General features: G+C 68.9%; 7 protein-coding genes. All 7 read right to left on the reverse strand.

Annotated features, from left to right (window positions below; genetic code table 11):
* Nucleotides 1-270 precede the first annotated feature (270 nt).
* The 7 genes from F3087_RS29615 to F3087_RS29645 all read right to left on the reverse strand — a co-directional run bounded on the left by F3087_RS29615 (nucleotide 271) and on the right by F3087_RS29645 (nucleotide 19103).
* Nucleotides 271-1089, reverse strand: coding sequence for an ABC transporter permease (locus F3087_RS29615; RefSeq protein ID WP_150405379.1), 819 nt, complete (start codon nucleotides 1087-1089; stop codon nucleotides 271-273).
* Complete coding sequence (locus tag F3087_RS29620) at nucleotides 1089-1907, reverse strand: ABC-2 transporter permease (RefSeq protein WP_150405380.1); 819 nt, start codon at nucleotides 1905-1907, stop codon at nucleotides 1089-1091. Before F3087_RS29620 ends, F3087_RS29615 begins: the two co-directional genes overlap by 1 nt.
* Nucleotides 1904-2902: an ATP-binding cassette domain-containing protein gene (locus tag F3087_RS29625; protein ID WP_150405381.1), complete on the reverse strand. Its 999-nt coding sequence runs from the start codon at nucleotides 2900-2902 to the stop codon at nucleotides 1904-1906. The genes F3087_RS29620 and F3087_RS29625 overlap by 4 nt, the downstream gene beginning before the upstream one ends.
* Nucleotides 2899-16296, reverse strand: a complete 13398-nt coding sequence (locus F3087_RS29630; protein ID WP_150405382.1) for a non-ribosomal peptide synthetase — start codon at nucleotides 16294-16296, stop codon at nucleotides 2899-2901. The genes F3087_RS29625 and F3087_RS29630 overlap by 4 nt, the downstream gene beginning before the upstream one ends.
* A 200-nt stretch (nucleotides 16297-16496) precedes the next feature.
* Nucleotides 16497-16952, reverse strand: a complete 456-nt coding sequence (locus F3087_RS29635; protein WP_150405383.1) for an AMP-binding protein — start codon at nucleotides 16950-16952, stop codon at nucleotides 16497-16499.
* A 146-nt stretch (nucleotides 16953-17098) separates the two neighbouring features.
* Nucleotides 17099-18193, reverse strand: a complete 1095-nt coding sequence (locus tag F3087_RS29640) for an ABC transporter substrate-binding protein (protein WP_150405384.1) — start codon at nucleotides 18191-18193, stop codon at nucleotides 17099-17101.
* Between the two features lie 106 nt (nucleotides 18194-18299).
* Nucleotides 18300-19103, reverse strand: coding sequence for a VOC family protein (locus F3087_RS29645; RefSeq protein ID WP_150405385.1), 804 nt, complete (start codon nucleotides 19101-19103; stop codon nucleotides 18300-18302).
* Nucleotides 19104-19150 lie beyond the last annotated feature (47 nt).

Genomic DNA, 19150 nt, shown 5'->3' on the forward strand with positions numbered 1-19150 from the left:
CCGGGCAGCACGATCCAACACGTGGGAGGCATGGATCGTGCTGACCGAGCGCCCGACTACACCAGAGAACTCTGCGCGCCAACATCGGCTCCGAGATCGCTTCGCTACGCGGGCAATTGGTGGACGAACCCTGGAACAGTGGCAATACGAGGTCACCGCCGGTGGCCGGATCTGGTACTGCCCAGATCCTGACGCGCGCATCGTATGGGTGGTTCTCGCGGGGTTGAGCCATCCCAAAGGGACCGAGTAAGTAGGTGGATCTGGCCGGCGCTACCTCCGGCTGGCGCGGCGGTAGCCGATGGTGGCGGGGATGGCGAAGAGGACTATGGCGCCTAGGGACCAGGTGAGGGTGAGGGTCAGGGGGCGGGTCAGGGGGCCTTCCAGGGCTAGGGCCTTCATGGCGTCTACGGCTACCGACATGGGTTGGTTGCGGACTACGGGCTGGATCCATTGGGGGTAGGCGGCCAGGGGGACGAAGCCGGTGCTGAAGAACATCATCAGGGAGGTGAGGATGGTGATGCCTTCTACCAGGGCGGCTTTGGCGGTGAAGACGGCTACCGAGGTGACGACGGTGGCGAAGGCCAGGCCGAAAAGCACTGGGATGAACAGGAATAGGAGGGTGGCGGGCAGGCCCTGGTGGAAGCGGAAGCCGAGCAGGTAGCCGACCAGGATGATGGCCAGGGTGCCGGCGAAGATGCGGCAGCCTTCGGCGAGGATGCGGGAAGCGAGGCCGGAGGCGCGGTGCACCGGTAGCACCCAGAAGCGAGCGAGTAGCCCGGCCTCCCGTTCGCGGCCGAGCAGGACCCCGCAGGAGATGGCGCCGGAGACGGCGCCGGTGATGGTGACCATCGGTACGGAACCGTAGAGCGCGCTCTCCCCGGTGAACTTCCGAATCTGCCCGCCGACAACGGTTTCCAGCATGATCAGCAGCAGGCACGGGATGATCAGGGCTTCCAGCAGGGTGATCGGGTTACGCACCCAGCGCAGCAACAGGCGTTGGGTCTGAATCAGCGTGTGCCGCACCAGCGATGCGGACGACACTTCGGAAACGGAACGAACATCTTCGGAGCGATCGGCCAGCAATGCCATTACGCCCTCCCCGAACTCAGACGGATAGTCAACGGCACACACACGACGAGAATGGCGACGGCCCAGGCCAGCGACGGCCCCATCAGCGACCACGTCACCTGCCCCGCGTTCCCGAGTGTGTCGCCTGCCAATGCGCGCAACGCGAGCACGAACTGCGACACTGGCTGATTGCGCACGAACGGCTGCACCCACGCCGGAAACTGATGTGCCGGAGCCAGGCCCGCGGACAGCATGCCGAAGATCAAGGGCGGCAACACAAGCGCCTGGGTGACCGCCTCCGGACTCCGCGACACCGTGCCGATCACGTCCGCGCCGAGCGTCAGCGCGGTCCCGATGAACATCGACAACAGCAGGAACCCGATGGTGTGCGCGGTATCCAGATAGAACCGGAACCCGATGACATACCCACAGGCGATGGCCGAACACAGCGACAGCGCCAGCCGGAAGATGTTGCCGGACATGCGCGCCGACGCGGGCACGAGCCGCCCGACCGGCATCGATCCGAACCGCCGATTGAGCCCGGCCACCGAGTCGGTGGCCGCACGGAAGGCCGCCGAGATGGCGGTGAACGCGGCCGCCTGCAACACGACGAGCGGCATCATGAACTGCGCGTAACTGCTGAACCCGGTGCCCGCGAACGTCATCACCGTCTTCAGCGGAATGTAGAAGCCGGCGGTGAACGTCGCCGGCGCCAGCAGCGAGGTCAGCACCTCACCGGTCTTGATCGACGGAACGATCAGCCGCGAGGTGAGCACCCACCACTGCCGCGCCTGGTCCGGTGTGGCCCGGACATCGGCCAGCCAGGAGCCGGTGGTCATGAGACCACCTCCACGTCAACAGCTTTCGCCTCGGCCCCATCGGCGGACGCGAGATGACCGGTCAGCTGGAGGAACACATCGTCGAGCGACGGCCGCCGCAACGCGATGTCGACCAGCTCCACCTCCGCCCCGTCCAACCGCCGCAACGCTTCGGCCAGTGTCTTCGCCCCGTCCGGTGCCGGAATGGTGATGCGGTCGGAGTCCGGGGTCAACGCGGCGCGATTGTCTTCCGGCAGTAGCGATCCGAGCGCGGCGGCGATGACATCCAGATCCTTCAGATCCAGCGGCACCACCTCGCAATAGCTGCCGCCGGTTCGCGACTTGAGTTCGTCCGCGGTGCCCTGCGCGATCACCACGCCGTGGTCGATGACGATGATCCGATCACTGAGCGCGTCCGCCTCTTCCAGGTACTGCGTGGTGAGCAGGGTGGTGATGCCCGCCTTCTTGAAGCTGCGCACCAGATCCCAGACACCTTGCCTACTGCGCGGATCCAGCCCTGTGGTCGGCTCGTCGAGGAACACCACGTCCGGCCGGACGACGAGACCACAGGCGATGTCGATGCGCCGCCGCATACCACCCGAGTAGGTGCCGACCCGGCGTCCTGCCGCGCCGACGAGATCGAACTCGGCGATCAACTCGTCCGCCCGAGCCCGTGCCGCCCGCTTGCGCAAGCCCATCAACCGGCCGAACATCACGAGATTCTCGTAACCGCTGAGCATGTCGTCGAGCGCGGCGTACTGCCCGGTCAGCATGATGGATTTGCGCACCGCCGCCGGATCGGTGACGACGTCGTGCCCGGCGACCAGCGCCCGCCCCCGGTCCGGCGCGATGAGCGTCGACAAGACGTTCACCATGGTGGTCTTGCCCGCGCCGTTCGGTCCGAGGATGCCGAGGATCTCACCCGGCGCGGCGACGAAATCGACTCCGCGCAAAGCTTTTACCGCGCCGAACGACTTCTCGACCCCTTCGACGACAACGCCCTGTTCGGAATTCATGCCTGTCCCTTCAAATGTTCATCGAGTACGCGCGCGATGATCGGCAGCACGTGCGGTGCGGTCAGCTCGTTGTGCGTGACTTCGACGTCGTAGTTGACGACGGCGCCGGTCGCGTACGGCCGCCAGCCGTCCGGACCGACGACGTCGGAGCTGTCCACGGTGGCGCTGAAATACAGCAGGTCACCGTCGAATACCGGCCGCTGGTAACCCGCTCGGGCCCGCGCGGCGGCGTTGTAGGACTCGGTCAGGCGCTCGATCATGTCCGCGTCGACGACCGTCAGCCCGCCGAGCCGGTCGCGGATGAGCTCCGCCGCCTCGCTCGCGGTGGCCTCGGCGGGCACATCGTGGATCCCGAAGATCGCGCCGAAACTGCTCACGAACGCGCCCGCCGTGAGCTGCTCGACCTCGGCACTGTCGACGTCGGCGGTATCGGAATCCAGCAGTGCGACAAGGCCGACGGAGTCGCCGGACGCTTGCAGCTTCGCCGCGATCGCGTGCGCGATCAGCCCGCCGAAGGACCAGCCGAGCAGGTGGTACGGCCCGGACGGCTGGAGGACGCGGATCTCGCGCACGTACCGATCCGCGAACTCCTCGATCGAGCTCAACGACGGTTCACGGCCGCTGAGGTCCGGTGCCTGCAAGGCGTAGATCGGCCGACCGGGCCGCAGCTTCTGCGCGAATCCCAAGTAGCTCCAAGAGATTCCGGAGGACGGGTGGATGCAGAACAGCGCGGGTTCGGTGCCGTCGGATCGGATGGGCAACACCACATCCAGTCCGAGGGTGGCCGCCAACGGTGGTTGGCCGGCCGCGACCGCCGCGACTTCCTCGGCGGCAGCTGCTGCCGCGGCCGGAGTGTCCGCGAAATCCGCTGCCGCGCGAAGCACATCGACCCAGAGACCGGCCAGCTCGGCGATGTCGCCGCGGTCGAGCAGGGTCTTCGGGAAGGTGAAGTCCGCCCGCAAGCGACCACCGACCACCTCCGTGCTCACCTCGAGGGCCGAAAGCGCCGGAGTCTCAGGATCTTCGACAGCGGACAGATCGCCGAACTCGTCGGTCAGTGTCCAACCGAGTCCGTGGAGTCCGGCAGGGACGTCGCCCGCGGTGTTCCGGGCCCGGTAGGTGAAGCTGACCTGTCCGGGAAGTCCCGTGCTCAGTTCCGGTGCCGTATCGGGATTGAGGTAGCGCAGCAACCCGAACCCGATCCCGTTGTCCGGCACCGACCGCAGTTGATGCTTCACCGCGCGGATCGCCGCGCCCATCGCCGGACCGCCCGCGAATGCCTCATCGAGGTCGACTCCCAGTTCGAGTCGCATCGGATAGACAGCGCCGAACGCGCCGATCGTGCGGTCCAGTGCAGTGCCGGGAATCGCCTGCCTGCCGTCACTTTCGAGCCGGACCACGACGTCGGTGCCACTATCGCCGGATCGGCGTGCACGCCAGCGCAACAGCGCCAAGGTGAGGGCAGCGAGCAGGATGTCGTCGGCCTTGCCCGCGAACTTGGCGGGCAGGGTGGTCACCACCGCAGCGGTTACCTCCTTCGACACCTCGCACCGCACGATGCGCAACGCGCGTGCCTGATCGACAGCCGGGTCGAGTGCCCGTGCACCGATGAGCGGATCCGCACCGGCGAGCACACCCTGCCAGTGTCCGAGTTCGAAAACCCGCTCGGCCGTGCGCGATTCGTCGACCAGCGCGTGCGCCCAGCGACGCATCGAAGTACCGGTCTCGGCGAGCACCGGGGCGTTACCGACCGAAACTTGCGCCCAGGCAGCCACCAGGTCCGGCAAGAGGATGCCCCAGGAAGCGTCATCGATCAGCAGGCGATGCAGCAACACGACGATCCGCCCCGCCTTGTTGCGGGTGCCGGCATCACCCATCGGATCCAGCCAGATGAACCGCAGCACAACACCGTTCGCCGGATCCAGCCGGTTCGACTCGGAATTCAGTTCCGCGACCAGGTATTCGCGCAGATCGACCGGATCGGCGGCGGCGTCGAACTCGATGCGATGCACCAGGGCGTCGACATCGACCGACCCCGGCTCCCGCACCACCAGTCGCCCGTCGTCGGTCAGCTGCGCGCGCAGCATGTCGTGCCGGTCGACGGCGGCCGCGAGCGTGGCCACCAGCTGCGCCCGTTCGATGCCGACCGGAAGCTCGAGCACCGCCGTGCGAGCCGAACGCAGCCGTCCGCCGCGCTCGAGCAGGTACCGCATCCGCGGCGTGAGCGGCACTTCGCCGACGCCACCGCCGGGCAGCTCGGGCAGTGCGGTCACCGCACCGTCGGCGTCCACCGCGGCGGCCAGCGCGGCCACGGTGCGATGCTCGAAGACCTGTAGCGGCGTGCAGCCGATGCCCCGCTGCTTGGCCCGGGTCACCAGCTGGATGGCGAGAATGCTGTCGCCGCCGAGCTCGAAGAAGGAATCGTCGACGCCCACCTTGTCGCGGCCGAGCAACTCGGCGACGATCTGCGCCAGCGCTTCCTCCGTCGCCGTCCGAGGCGCCCGGTACTCGGTCTCTTCGGCGCTGAACTGCGGCGCCGGCAACGCTTTCCGGTCGAGCTTTCCGACCGCGGTGAGCGGGATCTCGTCGAGGACGACAAAGGCGGATGGGACCATATAGCCGGGCAGGCTGTCCGCGGCGATGGCGCGCACCCGCGCGATATCGAGCTCCACGTTCGGTTTCCGCACCAGATAGGCCGCCAACGCGGTCGATCCGGACGGACCGGTGACACCGAGGGTGAGCGCGAAATCGACACCATCCACCCGGCCGAGCACCGCGTCGATCTCACCGAGCTCGATCCGCTGACCGCGCACCTTGACCTGGAAGTCGGTGCGGCCCAGGTATTCCAGCGTCAACGCGCCGGCCGGGGCTTGCACCCACCGCACGAGGTCACCCGTGCGGTACATGCGTTCGCCGGGCGCACCATAGGGATTCGTAATGAAGCGACCCGCGGTCAGCCCCGGCCTGGCGTGATATCCACGGGCCAGCGCATGCCCCGCGAGATACAGCTCACCGGCGACACCGACCGGAACCGGCTGCAACCGGCCGTCGAGCACCATGGCCGCCGCGCCGCGAATCGGCGGGCCGAGCGTAACCGGCGCGCCTGGGCTCAGTGCCGAACCTGTTGCCACAACCGTGAACTCAGTCGGCCCGTACAGGTTGACCATCCGACGGCGTCGTGCACCGCGCCGGCGCACGACGTTGCCTTGCTGGTCAGTGGCACCGGTGCCACACCAGCGCTCGATCAGCTCGGCACCCACCGCCTCACCACCCACGGCCAGCACCTGCACCCCCGAGACCTCCGCGGGATCGATGGTGGCCAGCGCGGACGGCGTGATCATCACGTGCGTGACCCGCTCCGCGTCGATCAACTCGGCGAGCGCGCTACCGCCGAACACCTCGGCCGGCGCGACGACCGAAGCACCGCCCCACCCGAACGCCATCAATGCCTCCAGGATCGACGCGTCGAAACTCGGTGAGGCAACATGCAACACCCGGGAGAACTCGTCGAGTTCGAGCAGATCACCTTGCGCGGCAACGAAGTCGGCGATGCCACGATGCGACACGGAGACACCCTTGGGCGTGCCGGTCGACCCGGAGGTGTAGATCAGCCAGGCCGGGTTGTCCAACCGGACCGGTCGCGGCAACTCCTTGTCCCGCAGCGGGCGTGGGCTCGCGGCCGACCAGCGTTCGACGAACCGCAGGTCGTCGAGCACGAGCCACTGCGTGCTGTCCGGCAGCGACGGCCGGTAGGCGACCGTCGTGAGGCCGACCCGCGCACCCGAATCGGTGAGCATGTGGTCGATCCGCTCGATCGGATGCTTCGGATCGACCGGCAGGAACGCCGCGCCGATCTTCGCCACCGCCCAGATGGCGGTGAGCAGATCGGACGAGCGCGGAAGACCCAGGGCCACTACCGTTTCCGGACCGGCCCCCGCGGCGAGCAGGAGCCGGGCGAGCCGGTTGGCGTACGCGTCGAGCTCGCGATAGGTCGTCGTATCGCCGTTGGCCACCACGGCCGGATGATTCGGATACCGGGCCACCGTCGCCGCGAGCAGATCGGGAAGCGTTGTCGTGCCGACGCTTTCGAATCCACGCACCGGGACCAGCGTCGCACGCTCACGATCATCGAGGATGTCGATGTCGGCGAGACGCACGCCGGGCTCGGCCAGCACGCTCGCGAGCACCCGCCGCCAGCGAGTGGCGAACGAGGCGACCGTGGCCGCGTCGAACAGGTCCGTGGCATAGGTCAGCACGCCGGCCAGCCCGGCCGGGCCCGACTCGTCGAACCGTTCCCGCAGGTCCAGCGTCAGATCGAATTGCGAAGCGCGCCGGTCGAAGTCCTCCACCTCGAACCGTAGTCCGGGCAGCTCCAGCACCGGCTCGAGGAAGTTCTGCAGCGACAGCGACACCTGGAACAGCGGATGGTGCGCCGTCGACCGGGTCGGATTCAACGCCTGCACCAGGCGTTCGAAGGCCACGTCGGTGTTGGCGAACGCGTCGAGATCCGCCGAACGGACCCCGGTGAGGAAGTCGAGGAAGCCGGCGTCCGGATCGACCCGCGTGCGCAGGGCGAGGGTGTTGACGAACATGCCGACCAGCTCGTCGAGCACCTGCTCGCCGCGGCCGGCCACCGGGGTGCCGATGACCACATCGTCGGTGCCGCCGAGCCGGGCCAGCAGCACCGCGAGCGCCGCGTGCACGACCATGAACACGCTGACGTTGTGCGCCGCGGCGAATGCCACCAGGCCGCTGTGCAATTCGGCGTCGACGGCGAACTCGACATCGTCGCTGCGCATCGACTGCACCGCGGGCCGCGGCCGGTCGGCGGGCAATTCCAGCACATCCGGCGCGTCGGCGAGCGTATCGGTCCAGAATCGAACCTGCTGTGCCGCCAGCGATTCCGGATCGTCCTCGCTGCCGAGCACCTCGCGATGCCACAGCGCGAAATCGGCGTACTGCACGGCCAGCGGAACCCTGGTCGTCTCCGCACCGGACGACCGCTCAGAGTAGGCGGCGACCAGATCGGCGGCCAGCGGCGCCATCGACGCGCCGTCCGCGCTGATGTGATGCACCACCAACACGACAACGTGCACCGAACCAGCCTCGGTGGCCGCCTGAGGGCCGCCCGAGAGGTTCGAATTCACGGAGTGTCCGGACGAGACGGCGGCCATGCCGGCCGATGGGCTCGAGGAGACCGCCGGACCGCCGCCGAACGGCCCGGACGACACCGGTCCGGAACCTACCGTGCGCGCGGACGGTACCGGCACATCTCGGCCTGCCGCCCCGTTGGCGTCCGTGGAATCGGGACTAGTGGCGATCCGGAACAATCCCACCCGCAGCGGCGGCTCTTTGGCGATGTCGAATCCGGTGCCCGCCAAGGCGCTGATCCGATCACGCAGGGCCGCACCGTCCTCGGTGTCGATCACAGGCATTGCGGGTGCGGCCGATTCGGTGCCCATGATCACCTGCCGCGGTCCCTCCGCGTCGGCCGGGTAAATGGTGCGCAGGCTTTCGTGCCGCTCGACCACATCGGCCAACGCCAGCCGCATCGCCTCGACGTCGAGTTCACCGGTCAACCGCAGCGCGACCGCGATGTTGTACGCGGGCGAGGCCGGGTCGAGCCGGTTCATCACCCACATGCGCTGCTGCGCGGGCGACAACGGCACGCGATCCGGCCGGATCCGCGGTGCGAGCGCGAAGCGTCCAGGCCGACCGCTACTCGCCGGAACCACCCGCGTGGACAACTGCGCGACGGTGGGCGCATCGAACAGATCCCGCAGCGCGATCGTCGAGCCGAGGGCCGAATTGACCCGGGCGACAACCTTGGTCGCGCTGAGCGAATTGCCGCCGAGCTCGAAGAACGACTGATCGACGCTGACCCGCTCGCTGCCGAGCACCTCACCGAACACCGCGGCGACCGCCCGCTCCACCGAGGTGCGGGGCGCGAGATAAGGCCGGTTGGTGTCCGAGAAGTCCGGCACCGGAAGGGCTTTGCGATCCAGCTTGCCGACCGGCGTCAGCGGAATCGAGTCCAGCACGACGAGATAACCCGGCACCATGTACCCGGGCAGCTCGCCCGCGATCTGCACGCGCAACCGCTCGGTATCCAGCTCGACGCCTTCGACCGGCAGCACATAGGACACCAGCACGGTCGCCCCCGCAGGCCCGGCCCGGCCGATCGTCACCGCGTACTCGACCTGCTCGTCCCGCGAGAGCACCGCATCGATCTCGCCGAGCTCGATGCGCAGCCCGCGAATCTTCACCTGGAAGTCGCTGCGGCCCAGGTACTCCAGCTCGTAGCCGTCGCTGCCGACCACCCAGCGCACCATGTCGCCGGTCCGGTACATCCGTTCGCCGGGCGCGCCGAACGGGTCGGCGACGAATCGGCTCGCCGTCATCTCGAACCGGTTGAAGTAGCCGCGAGCGAGCGCGGGTCCGGCCAGATACAGCTCACCGGCGACGCCGACCGGCACCGGACGCAACCAGGTGTCGAGCACCATGTTCGCCGCGCCGCGAATCGGCCCGCCGATGGTGATCGGTTCGCCCGCAACGAGTTCCGCCGGCCCGGTGGCCCAGATGCTGAACTCGGTGGGCCCGTACAGATTCACCATCCGCCGGCCGGCCGACCAGCGTTCGATCAGCTCCGGCGTCGCCGCCTCGCCGGCGACCGAGAGCACCCGCAGGTGATCGAGATCGTTCGGCTCCATGGTGGCCAGCGCGGACGGCGTGATCACCGCGTGGGTCACCCGTTCGGCGCGCAGCAGCCGTTCCAATTCGGTGCCGCCGTAGACATCCGGCGGCGAGACCACCAGCCGCCCGCCGGACCCGTGCGCGGTCAGCAACTCGAACACCGAGGCGTCGAAGCTCGGCGACGCCACCTGCAGCGCGCTGGCCGTCGGGTCCAGGTTGAGCGAATCACGCTGGGTGGAAACCAGATTCGCGATGCCGCGATGACTGAGCAGCACGGCCTTCGGCTTGCCGGTCGAGCCGGAGGTGTAGATCAGGTACGCCGTCTGGTCGATATCGATCGGGCCGCCGCGTTCCTCGTCGGTGATCGGGTCGGCGGAGACCGTCATGACCCGGCGGATGGTGTTGAGGTCGTCGAGCAGCAGCCAGTCGATGCTGCCGGGCAGGGTCTCGCCGGTCGCGGTGACCGTCACCCCGATGGGCGCCTTCGAGTCGGTGAGCATGTGCTCGATCCGCTCGACCGGATAGTTGGGGTCCAGTGGCGCGAAGGCTGCGCCGGACTTGGCCAGCGCCCACACCGCGACCACCGATTCCAGCGACCGGGTCAGCGCGAGCACGACGAACACCTCGCGCCCGACACCGCGGCTCAACAGCAGCCGGGCAAAGCGATTCGACCAGGCGTCGAGTTCGCCGTAGGACATGGTGAGCTCACCGGCGCTGACCGCGATGGCGTCGCCGTCGATCGCCGCACCGGCGGCCAGGATCTCCGGCAGGGTCCGCACCGGCAACGACTCCGGGCCCCGAACCGGAAGCAGCGCCGCACGTTCCGCGTCGTCGCAGTACTGCAACTGCGATACGAGGGCCCGCGGATTGTCCGCGAGCTGGGTGAGCAGCCGCACGAAACGATCCAGCAACGGTTGCGCCGCCGCGGGATCGAGCTGATCGGCCATGAATTTCAAGCTGACCCGCAGGGTGTCGTGCCCGTCGTCGCCGCGCAGCGGAATGACCATGAGGTTCAACGGATATGGCGTCGCGTCGGTGCCTTCGACGTCGAGCACCCGCATACCGGCGATGTCCAGGGCCTGCGAGAGGGCCTCGCGATCGATCGGATAGGACTCGAAAACGGTGAGGGTGTCGAATAATTCGGCGAGCCCGACCGCCTGGTGGATCGCGGCCAGCCCGACGTGCTGGTGGTCCATCAGCCGCGCCTGTTCGGCCTGCACGCGGGCGAGCAGGTCGACCACCTTCTCCGCCGGGTCGAGCCGCACCCGCACCGGCAGGGTGTTGATGAAGAGCCCGACCATCTCCTCGACCCCGGCCAGCTCCGGCGGCCGGCCGGAGACGGTGCCGCCGAACACCACATCGGTGCGCCCGGTGAGCATGGCGAGCAGCATCGCCCAGCTCGCCTGCACGAGCGTGTTGACCGTGGCGCCGGATTCGCGAGCCGTCGATTCCAACCGGCCGACGGTGTCGGCGGACAGATCGATGGACAGCATCCCGGTCTCGGTCGACTCGATGCCCGCCAGGGTGGGCACGGCGCGGGTCGGCGTATCGATCCCGGCCAGCGATTGTGCCCAGGCGGCAATGGATTCGGCGTCGTCCCGGTCGTCCAGCCAGGACAGGAATTCGCGATAGGAGTGCGCGGGCGGCAGCGCGGACGCGTCCCCCGAGGTGACGTAGAGCGCGAGCAGCTCGCGCACCAGCAGCGGCGTCGACCAACCGTCCAGCACCAGATGGTGATTGGTGAGGACGAACCGGTACGCGTCGGCGGCGGTGCGGATCAGGGTGAAGCGCACCAGCGGCGGCCGGGTGAGTTCGAAGCGGGTGCGGGCGTCCAGCGCGATCACCCGGTCCAGTTCCCGTTGCCGCGCTTCGGGATCGGCGAGGCTGGTCAGATCCACGTCCTGCCAGTGGATGTCGGCATCCGCGAGCACCAGCTGGCGCGGGCCGTCGTCGGTCTCGACGAAGGCGACCCGCAGGTTCTCGTGCCGAGCCACCAAGGCCTGTGCGGCGGTGCGCAACCGGTCCGCGTCGACGGTGCCCGCCAGGGTGAGCAGCGACTGCACGGTGTAGCCGTCGGCCGTGTCGGAGTCGTACAGCGCGTGGAAGAGCAGCCCGTATTGCAGCGGCGAAAGTGGCCAGACGTCGGCGAGATTCGGATAGCCGCGTTCCCAGGTGTCGATCTGCTGCTGAGTCACGGGGACCAGATCGAAGTCCGAGGGTGTGCGGCCGCCGGAGCCTGCGGACTCCGCGTGGCCGGCGAGCGCCCGCAGCGCCTCGGTCCAGAGTTCGGCGAGCTGAGCGACGTCGTCCGCGTCGAGCAGCCGTCCCGCGTAGGCCCAGGTGACTTCGAGGCCCGCGTCGGTGAGCACGGCGTTGATGTCGACGACCGCCGCGAGCGGTGCATGATCGTTCTGCGTCGCCGCAAAACGTTGCGGCAGCCAGGGTCCCGTCTCCGCGCCGGTGTTCGCGCGACCGAGGTAGTTGAAGCTGATCTGGGGGGTCGGGCTGTCGGCCAGTGCCGCAGCGGATTCGGCGTCGAGATAGCGCAGCATGCCGAAGCCGATGCCCTTGTCCGGCACCGTCCGCAGCTGTTCCTTCGTGGTCTTGATGGCGGTACCCGCGGCGGCCCCACCGGCGAACGCGTCGGTGAGATCGATCCCGGCCAGATCCACTGCCACCGGATACACGCTCGTGAACCAGCCCACCGTGCGCGCGACATCGGCGCCGGGCAGGATCTCCTCCGCGCGTCCGTGCCCCTCGAGGGTGAACAGTGTCGCGGTCCGTCCGCGCCACCGACCGACCGCCATCGCGAGCGCCGCGAGCAGCACATCGTCTGCGCCGCAATGGAATCGATCGGGCGCGGTACTGAGCACGGTCTGCGCGATCGCCGGATCGATGACGGTTTGATGGTGGGCCATGGTCGCGACGACATCGACGGCCGGATCGGGGAGCTCGGTGCCGAGCGCCGGATCGGGCGTCGCCAGGATCTGTTGCCAGAGCGGAAGTTCGGCGGCCCGAAGGCTCGCTTGCTCGGCCTGTCCGTGCGCCCAACGCCGGAACGAAGTCCCGACCGGAGCGAGCGCGCCACCCATGGCGGCGGTGGCCAGATCCGGCAGCAGGATGCGCCAGGAGACGCCGTCGGTCACCAGGTGATGCAGCACCAGCCACAGGACGGGCTCGGCCTCCTCGATGAGCACGAACCGCGCGACCACCCCGGCCGCCGGGTCGAGCAGGTCTGCGGCACGCTGCAATGCGCGCTCCCGCGTCTGCTCGCGGTCCGCACCCGCCGCGACGGCCTCCACCAGCGATTCGGCGTCGATGGCACCGCGCTGGGCCACCGTCCATTCCCAGCCGTCGGCACCGCGCCGCAGCGCCGACCGCAGCAGATCATGATGGTCGAGCAACGCCTGCACCGCCGCGACGAGCTGCCCCCGCTCGAAGCCGATGGGCAGGCCGACGAGCACCGCCTGGCTGAACCGCGGCCAGCTGTCACCCTGATCGAGCATGGCGTGCACGATCGGCGTCAGCTCGACCGCGCCGACCCCGCCGCCGGGCAGTTCGTGCACCACCTGTGCACGCACCTCGGTGGCGACGGCGGCCAGCGCGGCAACGGTCTTGCGCTCGAACACATCTCGCGCGCTGAGCCCGATGCCAGCGGCCTTCGCCCGCGAGACCAGCTGAATGGACACGATGCTGTCCCCGCCGAGCGCGAAGAAGCTCTCGTCGACCCCGACCGTGTCCAGCCCGAGCACCTCGGCGAACAGCGCCGCGAGGGCCTCCTCGCGCGGGGTGGACGGCGCCCGGCTCACGATCGTCCGGGCGCCGAAATCCGGGGCGGGCAACGCCTTACGGTCGACTTTGCCGAGCGGGGTGAGCGGAACGTGGTCCAGCACCATCACGACCGACGGCACCATGTAGGCCGGAAGCGTCTCTCCAGCAGCGGCTTTCAATGCCTCGGGGTGCACTTCGGCACCGGGCTTCGGCAGTACATACGACACCAAAGCGGTGGCACCAGCGGCGGTCTCGGCACCCAGGGTGATCGCGAAGTCGACATCCGGCTGCCGTTGCAGCGCGGCATCGATCTCGCCCAGCTCGATCCGGAACCCGCGCACCTTCACCTGGAAGTCGCTGCGCCCCTGGTACTCCAGCTCCAGTCGGCCACCGCGAGTGCTCCAGCGCACGAGGTCGCCGGTGCGGTACATCCGCGCACCGGCCTCGTACGGGTTGGCGACGAAACGCCCCGCGGTCAGCCCGTTGCGCCGGTGATAGCCCCGCGCGAGCCCGGCGCCCGCGAGATACAGCTCACCGATCGTGCCGGGCGGCACCGGTCGCAACCACGGGTCGAGCACTACCGCGGAGACGCCGCGGACAAGTCCGCCGATGGTCACCGGAGCGGCAGGCACGAGCGCCTGACTCAATGTCACGGTCACCGTGGTTTCGGTGGGCCCGTAGCCGTTCAACAGCGTGCGGCCGGACCACTTGGCCACCAGCTCGGGCGGGCACGCGTCGCCACCGACGATCACGGTGCGCAAGTCCGGCAGCGTCGCCGGATCCAGCGAACTCACCACCGTCGGCGTGACATTGAGGTGGGTGACGCGATGGGTGCGCAGCACCTCCGCCATCTCCTCGCCCGCGTACGCCGCGGGCGGCACGACGGCGAGCGTGGCACCGCTCGCCAGGGTCACCAGGATCTCCTCGACGGAGATGTCGAAGCTCGGCGATACCGCATGCGCCACAACAGAATCGGCCGTCACACCGAACCCCGCGGCAGAGCCGGTCGCCAGGTTCGCCAGTCCGCGATGCGAAACGAGCACGCCCTTCGGCAATCCGGTCGATCCCGACGTATAGATGATGTACGCGACCTGATCGAGGTGCATCGAAGCGACGGTGACCGCCGCCGCGTCCTGCTCGCTCACCCTGCGCGCGGTCGACTCGTCGTCGAGGATCAGCCAGTTCACCCGATCCGGCAACGACTTCCGCGCCGCGGCGACGGTCACTCCCGCGACCACGCCGCTGTCGCCGACCATGTGCTCGATCCGATCGGCGGGATAGGTCGGATCGATCGGCACGAACGCCGCCCCGGTCTTGGCCACCGCGATCATCGCGAGCACCGACTCGGCCGAGCGCGGAATCGAAATGGCCACGGTGCGTTCAGGTCCGGCACCGGCCGCGATCAGGACCCTGGCCAGACGATTCGTGTGCTCGTCGACCTGCCGATAGGTGAACGAGCTCGCCCCGGCCCGGATCGCCACCGCATCCGGATCGAGCGCCGCACCGGCCGAGAGGATTTCGGGCAAGGTGCGCGGCGGGACACCCGCAGGCCCACGGGCCGGCACCAACTCGGCCTGCTCGGCATCGGACACCACCGGCACCGTCGACAGCGCCGCCTCCGTCCCCGCCGCGAGGAACGCATGCAGGAACGCCAGGAACCGGCGGTGCTGCGCCGCCAATTCGGCGTCGCTGTACAGGTTTCCGTTGCCCTGGAAGTCGATGTGGGTGCTCTCGCCGCCGACCCCGGGATACACATTGACGAACAGGTCATCGATCAACCCGGAGGTGAGCACATGCAGGCGCCCGGTCACCGCACCGAGCTGAATCCTGGTGTCCACCATCATCAGATTCACCGACGGGCCGAACGACGCCGCCTCGTCCATCGGCCAGCCGAGATCGCGGAAGATGTCCTCCTGGCGATACCGCTGCCGCCGCAACGCCCCGGTCAGCTCGCCCTGCGCCGCCCGGATCACATCGCCGACCGTCGTGCTCGGCGTCAATCGCAGCCGCAGCGGCACGACATTGGCGATCATCCCACCGGACCGACGCAGGATCGCCGTGGTGCGCGCCGAAACAGGCAGGCTCAGAACAACTTCCGGCGCACCCGTCATTGCGGCGAGATACGCCCCGAACGCCGCGACCACCGTCGGTGCGACGCCCGAGGACGCCGCCTTCGCGACCCAATCGAGCAACTCCGTGGTCTCCTGCGGCAACGCACCCGCGACCCGGCTCGGATGCGCGTCGACCTCGGCCGTGCGACCGGCCAGGCTCACCGGATCCGCCATCCCGTCGAGATGCTCCAACCAGTGCTCGCGATCGGCCCCGAAGCGATCCGAATTGCGATACGCCAGATCCGCCTCGACGATCTTGCGCAGATCCTCGGCCTTCGCGGCGGGCGGCTCCTTGCCCTCGGCCGCCGCGTTGTACAGCTCACCGGTGCGCTGCACCACGGTCAGCGCGCCCATGCCGTCCAGCACGATGTGGTGGATCCGCGAGTACCAGTACCAGCGGTCGTCGGCGAGTCGCAGCATCGCGACGCGCACCAGCCGGTCTCTGGTCAGTTCCAGCGGCGCGTCGTATTCCGCGCGCATCCACGCGCGCGCGGCGGCCTCCGGATCGCGTTCGCCGCGCAGATCCAGGGTGAGCAGGCTGTCGTCGAGGGTGGTGTCGACGAACTGATACGGCTGGCCGTCGACCTCGAGCAGCCGCAGATATCCGGTGCCGAACTCGCGGCCCGCCTGCCGGGCGGCGTCGGCGAGCAGGTCGAGGTCGATCGGACCGCTCAACTCGACGTACTGGGCGATGGAGATCGGGGTGTCGCCGGCGATGTGCTGGGCGAACCAGATGCCGCGTTGCGCCGCCGACAGCGCGAAGGCGCCTTCGGGCAGAGCTCCGCCGGTCTCGAGGGGCGAGGGGAGAGGCTGTTGCATGAATAGTCCTACGTTCTTACCGCCCGCAGCTGCCGCGGAGTGACCGCCGCCTGCCACTGCGGTAGTGGTAGTACCCCGCCGCACAGCTCGCGACAGGATTCATTCTGAACCGATGACGTGTGCACCGATGCCGATTGCCGACATGTGCGGCAAACATGCCGCTGGGGCGCGCCCGAACGTCGTCGGATGCGCCCAGGGGGTCAGGCGGACATGGGCAGCTGGTCGGCCTCGGTGAGCGGCGCGTCGGAGCCGGCGAGGTAGCGCTGCAGGGTCGAGCGATCGTCGAGCACCAGCCAGGAGATGGCGTCGGTGAGCGCGCCGCGCTGCGCCTTGGTGGTCACGCCGAGCGTGGTGCCCAGCATGAACGTGCCGTCCGCGGCGGCCGGGACCGGCATGCCGCCGAGCTTGACGATGGCGCGCTCGGCGACGACGGACTCGATCTCGTCGTCGATGGCGATCGCGACCCGGGTGCTCGCGTTCGCACCGAGGCCGAGCAGCAGCCGGGCCAGCCGGTTCGACCAGCGATCCAGCTCGGCGTAGGTGAGGACGCAGTCGGCGGTGGAAACCACGACCGCGTTCGGATCGACCTCGGCGACGGGCCGCGCGAGCGGCAGGTGGCGGATGTTGTCGGCGAGCGTATCGGTCAGCGTGTGCATTGTGGTTATCCCTCGAAGTCTCGGTGAAGAGGTTCTCTTGCGTACCTCTAAATCTCGTCTACGAGGGGAAACTTCGACAGCAACCCAAGCGCTGGTGGTGGTACCTCCCAGGGTGGGGAAAATTCACCCCAGGGGGTACGGCGGAGCTAGTCGGTGACGAATCCGTTGAGCGTGCCGTTCAGATCGGTGAGCAGCGCGCGGGCGGCAACCAGGCCGTTGCCGTGCCAGACGGTGTCCTCGACGGCGAAGACGCGTTTGTCGGTCGCGGCGCCGAGATCCTTGAAATCGTCGGTGCGCATGATCTTCTCGCCGTGCTCCTTGCCCGCCGCACCGGCCAGGATCACGTAGATCAGATCGCCCTCCACCTTGGTGGCGAACTGGTCCGGTTCGACCGCGAAGGACGGGCCGCGCTGCGCGGTCGGCCGCTGTACGCCGACATCGCCGACGACCTGGCCCGCGAAGCTGTTGTTGCCCTGAACCTCGTTGGCGTCGGCGGTGAATCGCAGCAGCGAGGCCTGGGTCTGATTGGCGGAGATCGCGTTGCCGATGTCGGTCGCCTCGGTGCGGTAATTCTCCAGCGCGGTGTCCGCGGCCGTCTTGCGGCCCAATCCCGTTGCGAGCGCGGTGAATTCGGCCTGCCAGCTGTTGTTCGCGCCGACCAGCACGGTGGGCGCGATCGCCCGCAGCGCATCGTAACTCGTTGTGGCGGTGGGGATATCGCCGAGGATGAGATCGGGGTGCAGGTCGGCGATCAGCGACGGATTCGGCTGGGCGGCGGTGCCGACGCCGGGGATCTTCAGCACGCCGGTGCCGAGGTACGCGGGCTGCAGGTCCGGTCCGTCGAGGGTGACCGCGCCGACCACGCGCTCCCACAGGCCGACCGCGCACACCGCGTCCAGCGCGGAGGTAGTGAGCACGACGATGCGCTGCGGATCGGCGGGCACCTCGGAGACGCCGGCGGCGTGCGTGACCGTGCGGGTGCTGCCGCTCGCCGGATCGGGCGCGCTCGGCAGGGCGCAGGCCTTGGTGGTGTCGCGCTCGAGCCCGATGACGCCCGCGCCGGCGATGTTCGTGGTGGTGCGCACGATGCTGCTCGCGTCGTCGGGCTTGCTGGAGCAGCCCGCCGCGACGACGGTCGCGCACAACGCGGCCACGGCGACCGTCCGGCGCGCCACGCGGGCGGTGCCGGATCGGGGTGAAGCTGTGCGGTTTCGGGTGCGAACGAAGGCGCTCAGCGGCATGCGGGTGAGGGTACATGCGTGCGTGCCGGCCGAGCGGGACAGGTCAGTGCCGCCGCGTGCCGTTTCCCGCGTCGTGCCCGGGCCGGCGATTCCGGCGGCCGCGGGATCAGGCCTGGTCCCCGCCGATCCGGAACTCGGCGCCGGTGACATCGGTGACGGTCGCCAGCCTGCCGAATTGGCTGTTTTCGGCCGGTCGGACGACCGAACCGCCCAGCTCGACGACCTTGGCGACCGTCTTGTCCACATCGTTCGCGCCGAAGTACACGGTCCAGGCGCCCGGCGCCCCCTCGGGCAGGAACGCCGACGCATCGATGACGCCGCCCAGCATCGGGCTGTCCGAATGAATTGTGGTGTAGCGGAACTCGTCGGCGTCGGAGATGGTGAACGGGTCCTGCCAGCCGAAGACGTCGCGATAGAAGTTCAGCGCGGTGTCATAGGCGCGGGCGTGCAGCTCGAACCACGACGGAACGCCCTCGTTGTCGCCCCATTTCCCGCCGGTGACCAGTGCGTTCGTCTCGATGCCGCGGAACGTGCCCGCCTGCCAGACACCGACGCCCACCCCGCCCGCGTCGCCGAGCACCGCCATGCTGCCCAGATCGCCGACCGGCATCGGCGGCACCACCACGCCGCCGCCCTGCGCGACTGCCTTGTCCGTGGTCGCCTGGATGTCGGTGCTGGCGAGATAGATGGTCCACTGCTCGGGCGCCTCGGCGTCATCTTCGGTGTGCCCCATGGCTCCCGCGACCGCGAGACCGTCCTGCCGGAAGGTGACGTAGCCGCCGAACTCCTCGGCGCGCTCGGCGGTCCAGCCGAACAACTCGCTGTAGAAGGCGATGCTGCGGTCGATGTCGGAGGTGTAGAGGTCGATCCAGCAGGGATCGCCGGGCTTGGGCTGGTTCTGGTCGGTCATCGCTGGTCTCCTAGGCAGGGATGGAACACTGGTCACCGATAGAGACG

The organism is Nocardia colli, from assembly GCF_008704205.1.
Lineage (GTDB): Bacteria > Actinomycetota > Actinomycetes > Mycobacteriales > Mycobacteriaceae > Nocardia > Nocardia colli.

Excerpts from the sequence above, each read along its gene's own strand:
- F3087_RS29615 (WP_150405379.1), bottom strand. The coding sequence starts at position 1,089 with ATGGCATTGCTGGCCGATCGCTCCGAAGATGTTCGTTCCGTTTCCGAA.
- F3087_RS29620 (WP_150405380.1), bottom strand. The coding sequence starts at position 1,907 with ATGACCACCGGCTCCTGGCTGGCCGATGTCCGGGCCACACCGGACCAG.
- F3087_RS29625 (WP_150405381.1), bottom strand. The coding sequence starts at position 2,902 with ATGAATTCCGAACAGGGCGTTGTCGTCGAAGGGGTCGAGAAGTCGTTC.
- F3087_RS29630 (WP_150405382.1), bottom strand. The coding sequence starts at position 16,296 with ATGCAACAGCCTCTCCCCTCGCCCCTCGAGACCGGCGGAGCTCTGCCC.
- F3087_RS29635 (WP_150405383.1), bottom strand. The coding sequence starts at position 16,952 with ATGCACACGCTGACCGATACGCTCGCCGACAACATCCGCCACCTGCCG.
- F3087_RS29640 (WP_150405384.1), bottom strand. The coding sequence starts at position 18,193 with ATGCCGCTGAGCGCCTTCGTTCGCACCCGAAACCGCACAGCTTCACCC.
- F3087_RS29645 (WP_150405385.1), bottom strand. The coding sequence starts at position 19,103 with ATGACCGACCAGAACCAGCCCAAGCCCGGCGATCCCTGCTGGATCGAC.